Raw genomic sequence first — 16,932 nt, 5'->3', positions numbered from 1 at the left:
GGAGTGATCACTCCATCACTCCATCCCTCCATCACTCCTTAAACTAGATCAGGACTTACGCACAGACTCCATGGGTAGGGTGGGCAAAACATTGCCCACCCTACTCCATCACTCCTTAAACCAGAGATCATTGTAAAAACTCAGGAGTTGAAAGGGGAGCATCGATTCGACGTTGATTAGGCTTCTCAAGCTTATAAATAATCGGTGGTTCTGGTAGCAGCAGATACCGCTTGCCCCAGCCATCATTAATATCCTCAGGTCTAGGTTCAGGTGGTTTCGTCTGACCGGTGGGTAAGGCAACGGACAGAACTTGACGTGCCTGGACATACCGTTGACCATCAGATGTATTGTTGATCAGGCTGCTTGCTAGGGTTATTCGCTGCTTCTTTAACTCCTCTTCTAGTTCCCAGAGGGACTCTTTGGGGGTGAGGGTGGCTAGGAAGGTTACTTCCTCTGCTGGTTTTAGTGATAACCCAAGTTTGGACTGATCCATTTGCCAGACTTCTTGAAACTGACCGTCTGGTGCAATTTGCCATAGTTTCAAGTCGGTCTGCCATCTTCCCTTCTTTACATCGACATTTTGATAAGCCAGAATTGAATAGATAAAATTTGCGTCTCTGTTGAAAGAGAGCTGTTGATTAGGGTGCAAATAGCGAATCGCTGCTACCGTGATCGGAATTTCCTCCGGAAGATTTGTGGTTCCTGCTACGGTGTAGATCCCTGGACGGTCTGATTTGGTCACCGTAAGCTGAAAAATTGCTTCGGGAGGTTGACGGAGTAATCGATTAGTTAATTGCCGTCCTGGTAATGGAATCTGGGTGCATCCAGTACTTAATAGTAAGAGTATAAAGATGCTAAATACCCTTTTCAACAAATGGGTCAGATTTTGTTTGACTATTTTTTTTGCCCAAATAAAAATAAAGGTTTTGTGCATAGCCGATACTTGCATAAAAATGTCATTAAATAAAATTTTAACAGGTTAAATTTTATTTTAATCAAATAAAACTGATTAAGGTTTACTCTGGTTAATTTTTATTTATTGATTTAATTTTTTTATGTTATGGTTTCAGGCGGCTATTTCAACCATATCTATTATTTAGATGATGAATAATTGGGCGTTAACTATCTCCTAATAAGCAATTATTTATTTTTTTTGTTGTATGAATTTGAGAGTGATATCAAGTCTATTAGCATTGGTATAATAACATGGATTAATTACCAAACCTTGTGATATAAAATTCACCCTAATACTTTGAACAAAGTAATCAAGATTCGTAATTATATAACCTACATAATTATCTATACCGAAAAAAAAACGGATAATATTTTATCTGCTGGTAAAACAACGTTTATTCCCTATAAATGTGAACTAAGCACAGTTATATTTAATTGATTGTGGTGCTCATGATAGACATAAATCAAATCCCTATTGCTATTGATCCTAATCAACCAAGTATGAGCGCCTTAAAGCGTTCGGTTGGGCTAAGTTACTTCTTATTATCCATTGCCTCGACTTCCCCCTTAGCCAAATGGGGTTTTATAGCCCCGATCACCCTATCACTTTTGTTAGGTGTTGCTAGTCTGAAAACAGAACCAGCCTATGCTCATTTTTCGGGGCTATGTCTTAGTCTTCCGGATCAAATTGTTTCGGAAAAACCTCTTAGCCCTAAGAGCGAAACCTCGAAACCATCACAGAATAACGTCTGGAGCAACACAGACCAAGACCGGCTCGACAGGTTCAACTCTACAAATTTGTCTGAAAAGGCCCAGGAGGACTGGGCTGTTAAGGATTCATGCACGAGGATGAGGGCTAGGTTTCAAGCAAACCCGAACAGCCAATACTACTCGGTTAGTAGCGGACAAGAATTTGGTTGTGGCTACACAAACGAAAGCTGCCTGAGGGACTTTGATAGGACTGTAGGTTTATCCAAGCAATATGACCCTAAGAACTTCCACCCCAGTGAAGATGATTGGGTATCGATTGAGCCTAAGAAGCTGGCACAAACCAACTTTGAGGAAGCACCAGAGCGTCAATTAATTCCAGAGATTGACCCTAAGGATGATAACCCGTTAGCTCCGACCCTAAACGTACAAGGTGCCTTGGTGAATCAGGAAGACACATCAGCGAGACTACGGCTGCAAGGAACTTATCCCCTTTCTCCCCATGCTTTGTTTGGTGCCACAGTTGACCTCACCACTGGGGAGGGCTTTTCCGACACCGAGGAAACGGGATTAAGTCTCAATGAACTTTACTTTACGACTTCTGTGCCTAGCTATTCTAATCTGCGCTTTGTGGTTGGTCTAATGGATTTGACATCTTATTTTGACCGCAATAGCTTTGCTAAAGATAGTACGACCCATTTCTTTAACCCGGTGTTTCAGACGAATCCTGCTCTGGCAGCAGCTGGTATTGCGTCTCGTCCGGGGGTACTGCTCAACTGGAATTTAACCGACAACCTGGAAGTAAGAGCTGCGGGCTTTTCTTCAGACCGAGACCTGGATGATTTTGCGTTTGATGGGTTTTCTTCAGAGCTAGCTTTCCGGGTAGGTACAGCCATCATTCGGGGGACTTACCTATCGGCTCGGGATGCTCAGAAAGATGGATTCCAGGAAATTTTTTCTTTGAACCGAGGGGATAACGAGTTTGGTCCGAAGTCCTCTGACCGCGAACAAGCTTACGGTATTAACGGAGAACTATATATTCCTGCCCTCAAGATGGGACTGTTTGGGCGCTATGGTTGGTACGAAAATCTTGATTTAGATAAAAGCGGGGATACCTACAGTGTGGGTCTGAACTTCTTAGATTTGTTTATGGATGATGACCGACTAGGGCTTGGCTATGGTCGGCAATTGTCTAATGATGACTTGCGCCGGGACCAAGGTAATAAAGTACCAGATGTTTGGGAATTGTTCTATGACGTGCGTGTTTCACCTAATGTGCGTGCAGGTGTGACTTTGCAAGGACGAGATGAGTTTTCAGATACAATTCTTGGTGTTCGAGTCAGGGCTGATTTTGATGTGAGTAATCTGTGGGATTGAGTGCTGAGTAATGAGTAATAGGTTTTTCAAGCTACTCGCTAATAGAATTGCTGACATAGATAAAACATAGACACTGATTCATCATTCATGCTTGATAGTTCATGCTTGATAGTTTATCCTTCATGCTTGATAGTTTATCCTTCATGCTTTTGACCAATGAATAACCATTCTCTTGGCAAAAAAAAATTATACTGGCAGCGTTGGTGGGTCTTTTTGATGGTTTTTGGGTTAGCAGGAGTATTAATCTTCAGCCCAGTTGAATCGGTGGTACCAGCGCTCCAAGCACAAGTTACTTCTGCTGTACGCCGAGGTTACGATCTGTTAAAGAAAGGATGGGTAGATAATGCGATCGCAACCTTTGAACAAGCTCTAAAAGGCTCTCCCCAATCGAAGGAAGGGAGGTTAGGTCTAGCGATAGCGTATCAGCGAGCAGGGCGAGATGCCGATGCTTGGGCTGCTTATCAACAAGTCCTAGCCATCGACCCAAACAATAAAGAGGCTCTGGAAGCGGTAGGAGAATTGGGAGGTTATCGTGCTGAATGGCAGGCGGATGGGATTGAAGCCCTAACCACTTTATTAAACCTAACTCCTAATGATACTGGTGTTCGTGCTCAGCGGGCTTTACTGCTGGGCTACCAAGGTCGTTTTCCGGAAGCCCTAGCTGATTATGAAATTGTGCTGGAGAGCAATCCTACACCAGAAATCATTGTTGGTGCTGCTCAAATCTATACCTACAGTGGTGACTATCAGCAAGGGCTAGAGCTATTTGATCGTTACCAAGCTAACGGTCAGCCGATTCCGGGAAATGCAGCGGGAGCCTATGCTCTGGCTCTACGGGAAACTGGGAATCCTGCTCAGGCGGTACAGGTATTGGAAGCTCAGCTCAATCAATTTTCCCAATTCTATGGCAATGATAGCTATCTACGGGCTGATTTAGCTCAAGCTTATCAAGCTTCTGGGCAACTGACAGAAGCTTTGTCTGTCCTAGAACCGTTGCGAGGGAGGGATGAGGCGGCTTTACCCTTAGCCCGGGCCCTTTCAGAAATTGGTCGTCGTGAGAGTCGCTCTGACCTAACCGAAGACGCGGTTACTCTCTACCGTCAGGTACTGGCCTCAAAACCAAAGCCATCTGTTGCTTTAGTCAGGGAAGTGGCTGATGTGATGAGTGAGGTACCAAGCCAGTGGGCCTCAGCTCTACAGCTTTATCAGCAGTTGACCGAGGAGCAGTCGAATAACCAAAGCTTGTTGGTGAAGTCGAATAACCAAAGCTTGTTGGTGAAGCAGATTATTCTAGAAGGTAAATTGGGACAGTTATCCGGAACTCAACGGCGACAGCGGTTGCTTGAGATAACCCAAACTCTACCGAGTGAACCAGCTCAGCAGCGAGATTTAGCCCAAGCTTTGTTGCGTCTAGACCCTCCTGAGCCAGAACTGCTGAGTGTTTACCAAGATTTGCTGGCTACAGGGGTAGATGTACCGTTTTTGCATTTCCGTGTTGCTCAAATTTTGATCAAGCAGAATCGACTAGCCCAGGCAACAAGTGCGATTGATAGTTACAGGGCAACGTCTACTGGTGGATCGGACCAGAGTACGGAATTATTGCTAGCAGAGATTGACCGTCGCCAGGGAAATCTTAATGCTAGTATCCAGCGGTATCAGAGAATTATTCAGAGTAATCCAAATAATAATTTGTTCAATGGTGCTTTGCGGGGGTTAGCGGGAATCTATATTGCCCAAGGTGATCCACAGAAAGCTCTGGTTATCTATGACCAGCTGGTATCTCGCGATCCCAATGATTTATTAGCCCAGCTGGGGCGTACTAGTGTGGCATATCAAACTAAAGGTATTGACCAAGAGGAAGCGGAAGGGGTACTCAATCAATGGCTACAGACTCAGCCTTCTATTGATCCACCGCCGGAATTGTTGAGTTTGGTGGGTGCTTTGCCTGCTGACCCAGCACGAGAAACCCTGTACATTACTCTACTAGAGGTCTCACCAGATAATGCTCCTGTACAATTGCGACGACTACAGGTTTTAGCACAGCGAGAGCCTAAGTTAGCTAAAGCTGAAATAGCTGAGTGGATTGCGGATAATCCTGATAATATTGATGCCTATTTTGTGCAGGGAGAATTGGCTATGGGATTGAAGGATTTGCGATTAGCTAGCAACGCTTACGAAGAAATTTTAGAACGGGAGTCTGATAACATTGGTGCCTTACTAGCTTTGGCAGGGATTAGCTTTACTCAACAGCACTATGCTAAGGCAACGGGGTTTTATAAACAGATACTAGAACTGGAGCCAAAGAATTTATCGGCTCGCCAAAATTTGGCTGAATTAAGTGTTGCCCAAGATTTTCCGTTTACAGCCCTCCAACGGTTTGAAGGACTCAACTCGGAAGAGCAAGAGTCTACAGGGAGAGCTAATCCTAAGCTCGATAATCGCATCCTGCGGCTGGAGGTAGATATTCTGAAACGGCGAGGTTTTCAGCCTTATTGGGAGCGGTACTAATGTAAGTATTCAGCAGTCAGCCGTCAGCGCTCAGCTTATTTTATTCAAAATCACCGATTGCGCTACGCGCATTAGCTGATAGCTGATAGCTTAAGTACTAATACCCTGTTAATTTAGTTTTTAGGGTTAGGGCAAGATGTTAGATTTTAGGTGTTAGCTTTTAGGTGTTAGGTTTTAGTCCTTATTAAAGCCTAGCACCTGATAGCATTTCGAGCACTACAATAATTGTTATTTGCTAGGATAAGTTACTTTGGTTCGTTCTAATTATTCAACCAAAATTACTGGAATTGGACTGGTTTCTAACACTGTCTGAGATACGGAACCGACCAGCACTTGCTGCCAGGGTTGATGTCCCCGTTTTCCGAGCACAATATCTGTTACTTGATGCTCTTGGGCTATGCGAACAATTTCTTCGGGAATCGAACCGGTTACGGTAATAAACTGATGCCGAATATCTAAGAGCAAGCGTTTGGTTTGGTTCTTTAATTGCTTGACTTCTAACTGATTTGATGTGGTGATCACATGTAAAACAATAACTTCCCCATTACTTCGTCTTGCTAAATCTGCTACTTTAGTTAATACGTGGGTGGCTAAACTGGAGGTATCGACAGCGGCTAGTAGGAGAGTATGAGAGGCAATGGTTACTTTGGTGGGGTCTACAGGGTCTTGGGATAAGAGTTTACGGGCAAAGGTGGGAATTGCCCAAGCCCCTAGGGGTGCGGTAATCAAAATTGAGAGGGCTGCGATCGCTAAAATTGTCTGACCTCCTTCTAGCCCTTGACTCAAGGGAATACCACCAATGGCTGCTTGTACTGTGGCTTTTGCGGAGTTTCCGGGCAACAAAAACAGTTTCTCTCGCCAAGTCCAATTACTGCCCAATGTGGAGAGATACCACCCGACCATCCGACCGATACATAACCCAATGGCTAGGATTAAAATGCCAGGTAACAGGGTTGTTTCTAATACCCGCAGTTGAATACTGGCTCCCATCAAGACAAATAGAATAATCTCTGCTACCACCCACAGATGGTTAAATTCTACTCGCAAGCGTCGTGCTAAGGGAGGGTCTAATTGTATTAGGAAAAATCCCATTGCCATGGTAGCTAAATAGCCAGAAAAGTATGGCATACTTTTAGCTAACACTACCAACAATAAGGCAAGTGCTGCGGTAATTAAGGTATCTTGGACGATAGTCTCGGTCCAATTTTGTTTGGTTAATAGGAAAATAATTAACTGAGCAGCGATATATCCAATTAAGATACCAAGGGCGACCTGGATCAGAACTTGCAGGGGCAGGAACTGGAGAGCATTACTGTTGATGGTTCCTTGTGCCAAGAAATTCACCATCAAACTGAAGAGTAGCAATACTAAAACATCGGATAAGGCACTCCCAGTTAGAATCACATCTGGTATCCCTTTAGCTACGCCCCAGCCTAAACTTTTGAGTCGCAGCATTCCTGGCACAATCACGGCGGGGGATTCTGCTCCGACTACACAGCCTAGGAGTAATCCAGTGGGAAAATCGAAATTAAACAGTATCATGGCAGCAACAGCTATTGCGATCGCTTCGGTGATGGCGGGCAAAAAGCCTAACCTTACCGCAACAGTTCCTTGCTCCATGAGTTTCTCAATATCCAATCCTAGTCCTGCCCGCATTAAAATGACCATAACTGCGAAGGTGCGTAGGTCATCAGCAATAACTAGGACTTGTAGTGCGATCGCATCCCCCACTTCTGGTCCGATTAGGATACCCACCACAATCATGCCAATCAAAGGAGGTGCTCCCAACCGACGGGCAAGTTGACCCCCAAAAAAGCCCATCAATAAGATCCAAATTGTACTGCCTAACATCCGAAATGTTCGCGCTCGTATATAAAATGTAATTACTTGTCGCTCAATTATGAAAACACAGTTGATTCGGATTGGCAATACTTGATATCAGTTGTTATGAAAATCCAGCCTAACCTTGCTATTACTTTGGCTACTTTACTGCTATCAGTTGAGGGGGCAATTGCTCAACCTAATTCATCATTTCCTAACGCTACACCACCGACTCCACTACTGTCGAACCAACAACGGGAGGAAGTGGAAAGGTTAATTAATGATCATCTAGAGAAAAGTTACACAATTCGCAATCAGATCCAATCGGAAGTTCATCGAACCTTTGACTGGACGATTAACCTGCTTAACCTTTTAATTACAGTACTAATCGCCATTCCTATTGTTACTAGTCTGGCAGTGCTATTGCTACGTCGTAGCATCATCAACCAATTAGTGTCTGAGACGCAAAAGCAATTCCAAGAAGAAGCTGAACAAAAAATAAAAGAGCAAATTGATGCTGAAGTCACTACGGAATTAAAACGACAAGTTGAAGCTTTTAAGCAGGAGCTGGAAACCCTTAAATCTGATTTTGTTTCTCAACTCCAGCATCTAGTTGTGGCTGCTCAACATGAGAAAGAGCAGATTTTTAACGAAATTTCTCGAATTACTCCGTCCATTATCCAAGAAGAATTTGTTGCTCCAGAAGTCCAACAAAAACTAGAAGAGCTAACTAAACAGCTGGAGTCGTTAAAGTCTGCTAATCCCCAGCTCTACTTAACGGTTGATGACTATATCAATCAAGGGCACGCTCTCTGGATTGAAAATCGCTATGAAGATGCGATCGCATCCTATGAAAAAGCGCTTCAGCTCCAGCCAGATTCCGATGTGGCTTGGTCAGGAAAAGGCCAAGCCCTGCAGAGATTAAAGCGATATGAAGAATCTCTCGCTGCCCATGCCGAGGCGATTAAAATTAATCCGAACAACTTTAGGAGTTGGTTTGGACAAGGTTATACTCTCAGATACATGGAACAGTATGAAAAAGCACTGATTTCCTATGATCAGGTTATTCAGCTCAACTCAGATTTTCATCATGCTTGGAACCATAGAGCCTATGCCTTGATCAAACTTGGTCGCTATCAAGAAGCCTGGGACAGTTTGGAAAGAGTACGGCAGGTAAAATCAAATTCATCTAATCTTTACTACAACGAAGCTTGTTATTATGCCTTAAACGGTGAGATTGACTCAGCAATTGCCAGTTTAGAACAAGCGATGAGTTTGAATGATAGACTTAAGTCTATCATTAATATTGATGCGGATTTTGACATGATTAAAGACGAGCAACGGTTCCAAGACCTAATTAATCCATAGATCTGACCATGGTATTTATATCTTCGTCTACCTTTGCTAGAATCTAGAGAGCAGGGAGCTAAATTATTAAAAACTAAAACAAGTTTATGGAAAGTAGTAAACTGCATTAGTAAACTACATTAGTCAACTGGATTAAACGTTTGATAGTTCCCTCCTAATGCTTCCACAACTGTGTGAGTATTAGTGATTAACATTTTGATGTAAGTATCAGCTTCACTACCTGGTACACCTAAGGAATCAGAGTATAATTCTTGTGGGGCTAACTTCACTCCAGCTTCCTGGGCCACAGTGTTGATCAAAGCTGGGTTGATCGTGGTTTCCGCAAAAATCGCCGGAACCCCAATTTTTTTGATAGCGTCTGCCAAACCCTTGACAGTCTGAGCACTGGGTTGTTCCTCAGTACTCATGCCAATTAAGCTTCCAGCTACTGGTATCCCATAGGCACTAGCATAATATTGAAAAGCATCATGAGTTGTGACTAGGTAGCGGTGCTTCTGAGGAATAGTTTGAATCTGCTGGAGAATCCAAGCATCAAGCTTTTTTAATTCAGCAGTTAGCTGTGCTGCATTCTTGGTAAATTCTTCCTTGTCCTCCGGTGAGAGTTCAATCAACTGATCCCGAATGGCATTCACCATTGCGATCGCATTTTTAGCATCTCCCCAAACATGAGGATCCGGTTCCTTCTTTCCTTCGTATTCAAAATCCAAGGGTGACACCACTTCCCCAACCGCAAAGCTCTTGATGTTAACCCCAGCAGACTTAATCAGCTTAATTAGTGCTGGTTCCAGATTGTAGCCATTGTATAAAATCAGATTAGCTTGTTCCAACGCAATAGTATCTGCTGGGACTGGCTCATAGACATGGGGATCTGCTCCGGGTTTTAGGATACCCGTCAGTTCAATTTCATCTCCTCCTACTTGTTTCGTCCAGTCGGTAATGATAGTGCTAGTGGTAACTACATTGGGCTTATCATCGCCATCAATACCACTCTGGTTTGTTCCGGTGGTATCACACCCACTGATCCAGACTCCTAAAATGATTACTACTGTCAGCCACCATTGGCGCTTTCTACTGTGAGACTGAATAATTACTCTCAACCGCTTCGCTCCAATTCAAAATTATCAATTCAAAATTCAAAAATACCCCACGAAGGAATTCAGGGGATTGAAACAGCGATCCAGCCCGGTCATGGGGGTTCCCCCCATGAGCAACTGGCGTTCCACGGGGCTTTCAAGGTGCGGACCCAGGTGACCCACACAGACCCATGCACCATGAGCAACTGGCCTGGAAACCGCCTCATGAAGGCGCTACATGGCTAACAAAGTGGGTTTGCAGCATAAATCCTATCATATTCTTTTCATTTTTCATGATAAACTATTTTCATATTTGTATCATTTTTTGTTTCCGGAACCCTCTATGCCAGATGCTGCCTCGGTTCATCACCTTGCTTCTCCTAAGAGGAAACACCAAGCTGGATATAGTAATCTGTCCCAGACAGGAACCATTACCCTAAGGCAACTGGGTGTACACTACCGCTTAGTAGAAGCACTCAGGGATATCAACTGTGAGATCAAACCAGGACGATTAACCGGAATTATTGGTCCGAATGGTGCAGGGAAAAGTACTTTGATGAAAGCCATGCTGGGGTTAGTTCCCACTGCCACGGGCTTTGCTATGTATCAGGGAAAACCGTTGATAGAAAAGTTAGAAAATGTGGCTTATATGCCACAGCGGACGCAAATTGACTGGACTTATCCCGCCACTGTCTGGGATGTTGTGCTAATGGGTAGAGTCCGGAAAACAGGATGGTTTCGTCGCTTTTCCACGGTATCCCGGCGGATCGCAGCGGATGCCATCGAACAAGTTGGCATGAGTGATTACCGCAATCGTCCGATTGGACAGCTATCGGGAGGACAGCAGCAGCGCGTCTTTCTGGCTAAAGCATTAGCTGAACAAGCAGATATATTCTGTTTTGATGAACCGATGGCTGGTATTGACAAAAAAACTGAAGCTGTAATTTTTACTATCCTCCATCAACTCGCCGATGCCGGAAAAATTGTGCTAGTCGTTCACCATGATTTGGGAGAAGCGATCAGGAATTTTGATGATTTGATTTTGTTGAATCGGGAGTTAATTGCTAGTGGCTCTAGGCAAGAGGTATTGAGTGCAGCTAATATGCAACAGGCTTATGGTGGTCAAGTCGTTTTTTGGTTAGATCCAGTTGCTGTAAAGTGAAAGAAGGCAAAAGCCATGCATGCTAAAGCTGATTTATGATAGCACAAAAAAATATTACTATTGCTCTTTTATACTGTTCCCTGTTCCCTGTTCCCTGTTCCCTTTTACCATCAATCTTATGTTGACATCTCACCTAAAAATGCTATATGTTAGAGGTTTTAATTGAGCCGTTGCACTATGGGTTTATGCAGCGATCGCTAATTACTGCGGTATTAGTGGGCATCGTTTGTGCCGCAGTTGGTAGCTACCTCATGGTACAGCGACTTGCCTTACTCGGAGATGCTATCAGTCATTCTGTACTACCGGGATTAGCGATCGCATTTATGATCGGTGCTGACATTTTTGTAGGAGCGTTTATTGCTGGGGTGGTTAGCACTGTCGTGATTACTTGGATCCGGACGCGATCGCAAATTAAAGAAGATGCCGCCATGGGGATTGTGTTTTCCGCTTTCTTTGCCCTAGGCATCACCTTAATTACCGTGATTCAGAAAGATAACAAAATTGACCTCAATCACTTCCTATTCGGTAATATTCTGAGTGTCACCAATGAAGAAGTGATCAATACAGCCATTATCACCGCGATTGTACTATCAATTATTCTCCTGCTGTACAAAGAATTAATGTATTATACCTTTGATCCCTTAGGGGCAAAAGCAGCAGGTTTACCAACCAACTTGCTAAACTTTGGTCTGATGATTTTGATTGCCTTGACCATTGTCGCTAGCCTCAAAGGAGTTGGAGTGATCTTGGTGCTAGCGATGTTAATCACACCAGGAGCAACAGCTTACTTATTAGTCCATCGGTTACACCAGATGATGATTTTGGGTTCAGCCCTTGGGGTAGTAGCTAGTATTACTGGTATGTACCTGAGTTATTTTTTTAATCTGCCTTCTGGACCAGCAATTGTTTTAGTAGCTTTTGGTTTATTTATGCTGGCATTTTTATTTAGTCCCAGTCAGGGAGTTTTAACTCATCCAAATACTCAGTTAGGACAATCACAAATTTGGCAGGAAATTAAGAGGTTGTGGCGTTGATATATGGTATGGGATTGTGGTTCGCGCACGGCCAAAAAGGAAGGCAGTTATGGTGAAGGAAGGGAGTAAGATTTAATCGGAGATGGTTTTTTCTTACTAATTATCTGGACATAATATCATTCATTGGTGAAAATCGCAACAAGGGAAAGAAGAGGAATATCACCTAATTATACTTCGGTGATCTTCCTCTCCTCATCTAACAATAATTCTGCAAAAAAATGATTTTATGCTCCGGCAAGCTTTGCTCTACCGCAGGCTTACAGAAAAACCCTAGTAGACAAACACCTCATTGAAATTGTCGTAGAGAGTACTAGCTTGAGTCGAACTCACCACAGCCAGGAGGTCTCCGCCGCTAAAGATTTCAGCACCATCCTGACCATCAACGATGCTCAGATGATAAGGATTGGCAACATCAAAGGTAGTTAGACCAAGCTGGAAGTTGTTGACGGTATCATATCCATTGCCGGTGTCGAGGACAATTCGATCCTCACCACCCCCTAGCCACAGGGTGTCGTAACCACTGCCACTGCGAATGTAATCATCGCCAGAGCCAGAATAGATGACGTCATTACCAGAACCACCATAGATTACATTATCACCCTCACTGCCGAAGATGGTATCGTTACCGCTACCACCGCTAATCAGATCCCGCTCTGAACCACCAAAGATTTCGTCATTGCCACTACCGCCGAAAAGGGAATTAACTCCCTCACTACCAAAGATCCTGTCATTGCCAGCCAAACCGTCAATGCGATCATTTTCGACAGTGCCAAACAGGTTATCATCACCTGCTGTTCCTGTGATATTATTGATAGAATTCATTGATGTTTCCTCCTTAATAAGGAATCCTCAGTTGCTATGTAACCCACACCTCGGCTGTATCTGAAGTTACATCTGAGGTGGTGTATGAGGCTGTATCTAAAAACTGCTGTGTTTTTCAGCCTCCAATAGTTAATCAAACTAAATTTGCCTTTTTTCTACAAAAGGTCCGATTTTTGTAATATTTTTTAACAAAAGCCCTGGGCAGACCAACCCTGATCAAAAATGCGCCTGAGTTCACTCAGACGCACTATGCTAATTAAAAAATGATTTTATACTCGGGTAAGCTTTGCTCCACCGCAGGCTTGCAGAAAAACCCTAGACAAACACCTCAGAGAGATTATCAATGAGAGTGCTAGCTTGAGTGAAACGCACCACAGCCAAGAGGTCTCCCCCGCTCGAGATTTCGGCACCATTAGCACCATCAATGATGTTCAGCTGACTACTATCGCCTGCATCAAAGGTAGTTAGACCAAGCTGGAAGTTATTGATAGTATCAAAGCCATTACCGGTTTCGAGGATAATTAGATCCTCACCACCCCCTAGCCACAGGGTATCGTTACCACTGCCACTATTAATCAAATCATTGCCAGAGCCAGAATAGATGATGTCATCACCAGAACCACCAAAGATTTCATTATTACCCTCACTGGCGAAGATGGTATCGTTACCGCTACCACCGCGAATCACATCCAGCTGTGAACCACCGTAGATTAGGTCATTACCATCACCCCCGAGAAGGGTATTAATTCCCTCACTACCAAAGATTGTGTCATTGCCAGCCAAACCCTCAATCTGATCGTTTTCGACAGTGCCGAACAGGGTATCATCGTTTGATGTTCCCGAAATCAGAGTGTCATCAATATCTAAGTTGATGTTGAGATCAATCAAGCCTGTGCTGGATGAAAAGCCATCAACAGCAATTTGGTAGGTTGTACCAGCGGTAACGGTAAATTGAACTGCGCTTTGAAAACTCATGCTATCATCATTACTGGCAATTTCAGTTAAGCTGTTAACTGCTGAACCAGTGTAGACTGCTAGGCTAGTGTCGTAGTTACTCCCAAAAGTATCAATGGTCACGATACCATCAGCGGCAGCTGTCCAAGACCACCAACCAGAATTTAACGGGCTGCTAATGCCTGCATGATCCGGCTCACCTGGCTCCCCAGTGAAACCCAGACTATTGCCTGTAGTACTAACTGATGTACGGTTTAACGATATCCGGTCGGCAAAGTTATCATTAGAAACGATTGATGCTCCCTCATCTAAGTTGATGTTGAGATCAATCAAGCCTGTGTTGGACGAAAAGCCATCAACAGCAATTTGGTAGGTTGTACCAGCGGTAACGGTAAATTGAACTGCGCTTTGAAAACTCATGCCATTATCATCATTACTGGCAATTTCAGTTAAGCTGTTAACTGCTGAACCGGTATAGACTGCTAGGCTAGTGTCGTAGTCACTCCCAAAAGTATCAATGGTCGCGATACCATCAGCGGCAGCTGTCCAAGACCACCAAGCAGAATTTAACGGGCTGCTAACTTCTGCATGATCCGGCTCACCTGGCTCCCCAGTGAAACTCACGTTAGTGCCTGTGGTACTAACTGGTGTACCGTTTAAGGATATCCGGTCGGCAAAGTTATCATTAGAAACCATTGATGTTCCCTCCTTAATTAATTAATTAATCGTAAGTTGCTATGTAATGCACACCTGGGTAGTATCTGAGGTTGTATCTGAAAACTACAGTGGTTTTCAGCCTCTAATGGTTAATCAAGTTAAATTTTCCCTTTTTCTGAAAAAAGGTAAACATTCAGCTCAGGCAAGGGCTGATATATAGTCAGCGTAGATGCCCCTAGGGCGTTAGCTGATGGCTGAATGTTTGAATTTATAGATTCAGAATAAGCGAAAAAATTGCTATTGATTATAAAATCAGCATAATTCTACGTATCGATTAGTTAAAGATGTTGTGAAATAAATTTACTTCACTTAGATAATTTATAAAAAGCTTTAATTGGATGATCATTTATGTCCTTTACAGCATTTACAGCGTTTTGCAATTCGGCCAGGTACAAATTATTGGGTTTTAGGGAGCAGGAAGCAGGTAAGAGTTCAGAGGGCAAAAGGAAAAAATCCTGTTTACCTGAGGTGAGACCCGTGGCGAATTTAATTATTAATGGTTCGAGCACATATGAGAGTTATTAAAAATGCTGTCTTTGCTTGTTTTTAGTGATAATTAATGCTTATAATTTTCAATTAACTACAAATCACTAATTACGAATTAAGAATTTAATGAGATCTAAAATGTGGGCTATAATCCTTCGATAAATCCTTGCAGCTCTTATTCCAAATCCTGTCCAGAAACTATCTGGGATTCTCTTGGGGCTTTTGTAATCTGTCCACAGTGATCACATTGACAGTGGTTATGAAAGCAAAATCTATCCCTTTTGCCTCTTTCCTCTTGCCTTTTGCCTTGTCAACACCCACGGTTTATGAGACTTATGCAAGAGGTCTAATATATAATTACAGCGCGATGAAAGAAGCTATCTAAGTAAGTTTTTTTCTTTGTTGGAGTTTTCTTTAAACAATTTCCGTCAGCTGTCAGCCGTCAGCTTAACATAAACCTGTTTAGGGATAATTTAATGTTGATAGATTAATGAAAATGTAAGCATATGCGCTACGCGAAAGCTACTTGATGTGCCGTAAGCTGTCACTCCTCAGCAGACTTAACTCAGATTAAACTAATGCTTACCTCTTTTCTTAAAAACCTATTCGCGTAGCGTGGGCGTAGCGCATTAGCTGATAGCTGATAGCTTACGAATTTCCGCTGTTTCACGAATGGGCAAGTAAATAGGTGATGCTTGCCAAGCTGGCACCAGCCATGACGATATTTTTTAAATAGTTTACATAGCGTTTTGAGTAACTGGTACTGAGTAATAGTAAGAAATAGATATCTAGGTATACACGAGAATAATCCAAATAATACCCTAAGATAGTCATGCTAGTCATTGAAAATAGCACAGCATAAATAATTGCACTGATTAGGATAACTTTGTTTTGCCGCAGGGACTGACTGGCTAGCAGTATAGTAACTACAAAAGCTGCTATTAATAAGGCAAATGAGTAAGCTTCAAACAGGTTTTTTACCCCTAGTCCTCCTGTGAGACTATTAATCAGCTTTTGACCTATGCCAAATAGGGGGTAGCCAAAATTTTCACTACCTTCTAGATTCTCTTGAGCCTCTAGATGATAGAAAACATAGATAGCCCACCCAGCTACTGGTATCCAAGCCCATAATAGATGTTGCAGCTGCCGACCTTTGCGTTCCCATATACTGGTTAATAAAATTGCCAACCACATTAATAGCATTGTCTCCCGCGTCAGACAAGCAGCTGCGATCGCTATTGCTGTGTAAATCGGTTTTTCATTGCGATAAAAATAGATAGCTGTTACCAGCAGCAAGCTACTGATTAAATCAGCTGTTGAAAGGGATAAAACCATCCAAACTCCTGGTATAGAAAGAACCAGGAGTGAGTGCCAAGTTCTACCACTATATCGTTTGAAATATAAACTACTCACAAATACTATGAGAATAATAGCTAGACAGTTAATCCCAACCATTGCGTAGGGAATTAGCTGGGGATTCCCAAAACCTAATAGATAACCTAGCAGTGGATACAGAATTCTTCTGTAGCGATATTGCGGAGGAGTAATGGCTTCTATTGTCCCTGAGTTTTCTAACCATGGATCGAGGGCAATACTCAGAAACTGTTGACCATCATATCCCTGCTCTCCCTGATAAATCAATACTTTCTGACTATTGAGATAAGGAGAAATAGGAAATAGTGACCCAATTCTGAAAAAGCCAGTAATGTTCCCTTCAAATTTTACAAAATAAAAGAAACTTACTATAACTAATACTAAAATAGCAGCCAATATTGTATGCCTAATCTCAATAGGCTGCCGATTCCATAATTGTTTCATGACCTAATATCATTTTCGGTTGAACACTTATAATTAGTAGATAATAGGGAACAGGTAACAGGCAACAGGGAACAGGGAACAGGCGATGATAAGGGAGATTACCTACAAGAAGGAAGCTCAGTTTTTTGAT

General features: G+C 43.0%; 11 protein-coding genes. 5 read left to right on the top strand and 6 right to left on the bottom strand.

Annotated features, from left to right (window positions below; genetic code table 11):
• Positions 1 to 127: 127 nt before the first annotated feature.
• Entirely contained in the window at positions 128 to 934 is an 807-nt protein-coding gene (locus F6K51_RS04010; RefSeq protein WP_293018204.1) for a hypothetical protein, read from the bottom strand.
• Positions 935 to 1,404: 470 nt separating this feature from the next.
• Here F6K51_RS04010 and F6K51_RS04005 point away from each other — a divergent pair, with 470 nt between their 5' ends.
• Both F6K51_RS04005 and F6K51_RS04000 read left to right on the top strand, forming a co-directional pair.
• Positions 1,405 to 3,039 (top strand): hypothetical protein, encoded by a 1,635-nt coding sequence (locus F6K51_RS04005; RefSeq protein ID WP_293018202.1) that lies wholly within the window; start codon positions 1,405 to 1,407, stop codon positions 3,037 to 3,039.
• Positions 3,040 to 3,195: 156 nt separating this feature from the next.
• Positions 3,196 to 5,547: a tetratricopeptide repeat protein gene (locus F6K51_RS04000; RefSeq protein WP_293018200.1), complete on the top strand. Its 2,352-nt coding sequence runs from the start codon at positions 3,196 to 3,198 to the stop codon at positions 5,545 to 5,547.
• 264 nt (positions 5,548 to 5,811) lie between these two features.
• On the opposite strand, the gene F6K51_RS03995 is transcribed toward F6K51_RS04000, so the two are convergent.
• Positions 5,812 to 7,398 carry a cation:proton antiporter gene (locus F6K51_RS03995; protein ID WP_293018198.1) on the bottom strand — a complete coding sequence of 529 codons (1,587 nt, stop codon included), beginning with the start codon at positions 7,396 to 7,398 and terminating at the stop codon, positions 5,812 to 5,814.
• A gap of 96 nt (positions 7,399 to 7,494) precedes the next feature.
• Here F6K51_RS03995 and F6K51_RS03990 point away from each other — a divergent pair, with 96 nt between their 5' ends.
• Complete coding sequence (locus F6K51_RS03990) at positions 7,495 to 8,736, top strand: tetratricopeptide repeat protein (RefSeq protein ID WP_293018196.1); 1,242 nt, start codon at positions 7,495 to 7,497, stop codon at positions 8,734 to 8,736.
• A gap of 119 nt (positions 8,737 to 8,855) precedes the next feature.
• Here F6K51_RS03990 and F6K51_RS03985 read toward each other — a convergent pair whose 3' ends face one another.
• Positions 8,856 to 9,833 carry a metal ABC transporter substrate-binding protein gene (locus F6K51_RS03985; protein ID WP_293018194.1) on the bottom strand — a complete coding sequence of 326 codons (978 nt, stop codon included), beginning with the start codon at positions 9,831 to 9,833 and terminating at the stop codon, positions 8,856 to 8,858.
• A 319-nt stretch (positions 9,834 to 10,152) separates the two neighbouring features.
• On the opposite strand from F6K51_RS03985, the gene F6K51_RS03980 reads away from it, so the two are divergent.
• Both F6K51_RS03980 and F6K51_RS03975 read left to right on the top strand, forming a co-directional pair.
• Complete coding sequence (locus F6K51_RS03980) at positions 10,153 to 10,971, top strand: metal ABC transporter ATP-binding protein (RefSeq protein ID WP_293018192.1); 819 nt, start codon at positions 10,153 to 10,155, stop codon at positions 10,969 to 10,971.
• A gap of 146 nt (positions 10,972 to 11,117) precedes the next feature.
• Entirely contained in the window at positions 11,118 to 12,005 is an 888-nt protein-coding gene (locus tag F6K51_RS03975) for a metal ABC transporter permease (protein ID WP_293018191.1), read from the top strand.
• 270 nt (positions 12,006 to 12,275) lie between these two features.
• On the opposite strand, the gene F6K51_RS03970 is transcribed toward F6K51_RS03975, so the two are convergent.
• The 3 genes from F6K51_RS03970 to F6K51_RS03960 form a co-directional block, all read right to left on the bottom strand.
• Positions 12,276 to 12,827 carry a hypothetical protein gene (locus tag F6K51_RS03970; protein ID WP_293018190.1) on the bottom strand — a complete coding sequence of 184 codons (552 nt, stop codon included), beginning with the start codon at positions 12,825 to 12,827 and terminating at the stop codon, positions 12,276 to 12,278.
• A gap of 315 nt (positions 12,828 to 13,142) precedes the next feature.
• A complete protein-coding gene (locus F6K51_RS03965) occupies positions 13,143 to 14,477 on the bottom strand; it encodes a hypothetical protein (protein WP_293018189.1) in 1,335 nt (444 codons plus the stop codon).
• A 1,173-nt stretch (positions 14,478 to 15,650) separates the two neighbouring features.
• Positions 15,651 to 16,802 (bottom strand): AZOBR_p60025 family cell surface glycopolymer formation protein, encoded by a 1,152-nt coding sequence (locus tag F6K51_RS03960; RefSeq protein ID WP_365939902.1) that lies wholly within the window; start codon positions 16,800 to 16,802, stop codon positions 15,651 to 15,653.
• Between the last annotated feature and the right edge of the window lie 130 nt (positions 16,803 to 16,932).

Origin of the sequence: Moorena sp. SIO3I8, from assembly GCF_010692325.1 — a bacterium.
In the GTDB taxonomy this organism is placed as follows: Bacteria; Cyanobacteriota; Cyanobacteriia; order Cyanobacteriales; family Coleofasciculaceae; genus Moorena.
Note: the sequence above shows the minus strand (reverse complement) of the source record. Positions and strands in the feature narration are given on the sequence as shown.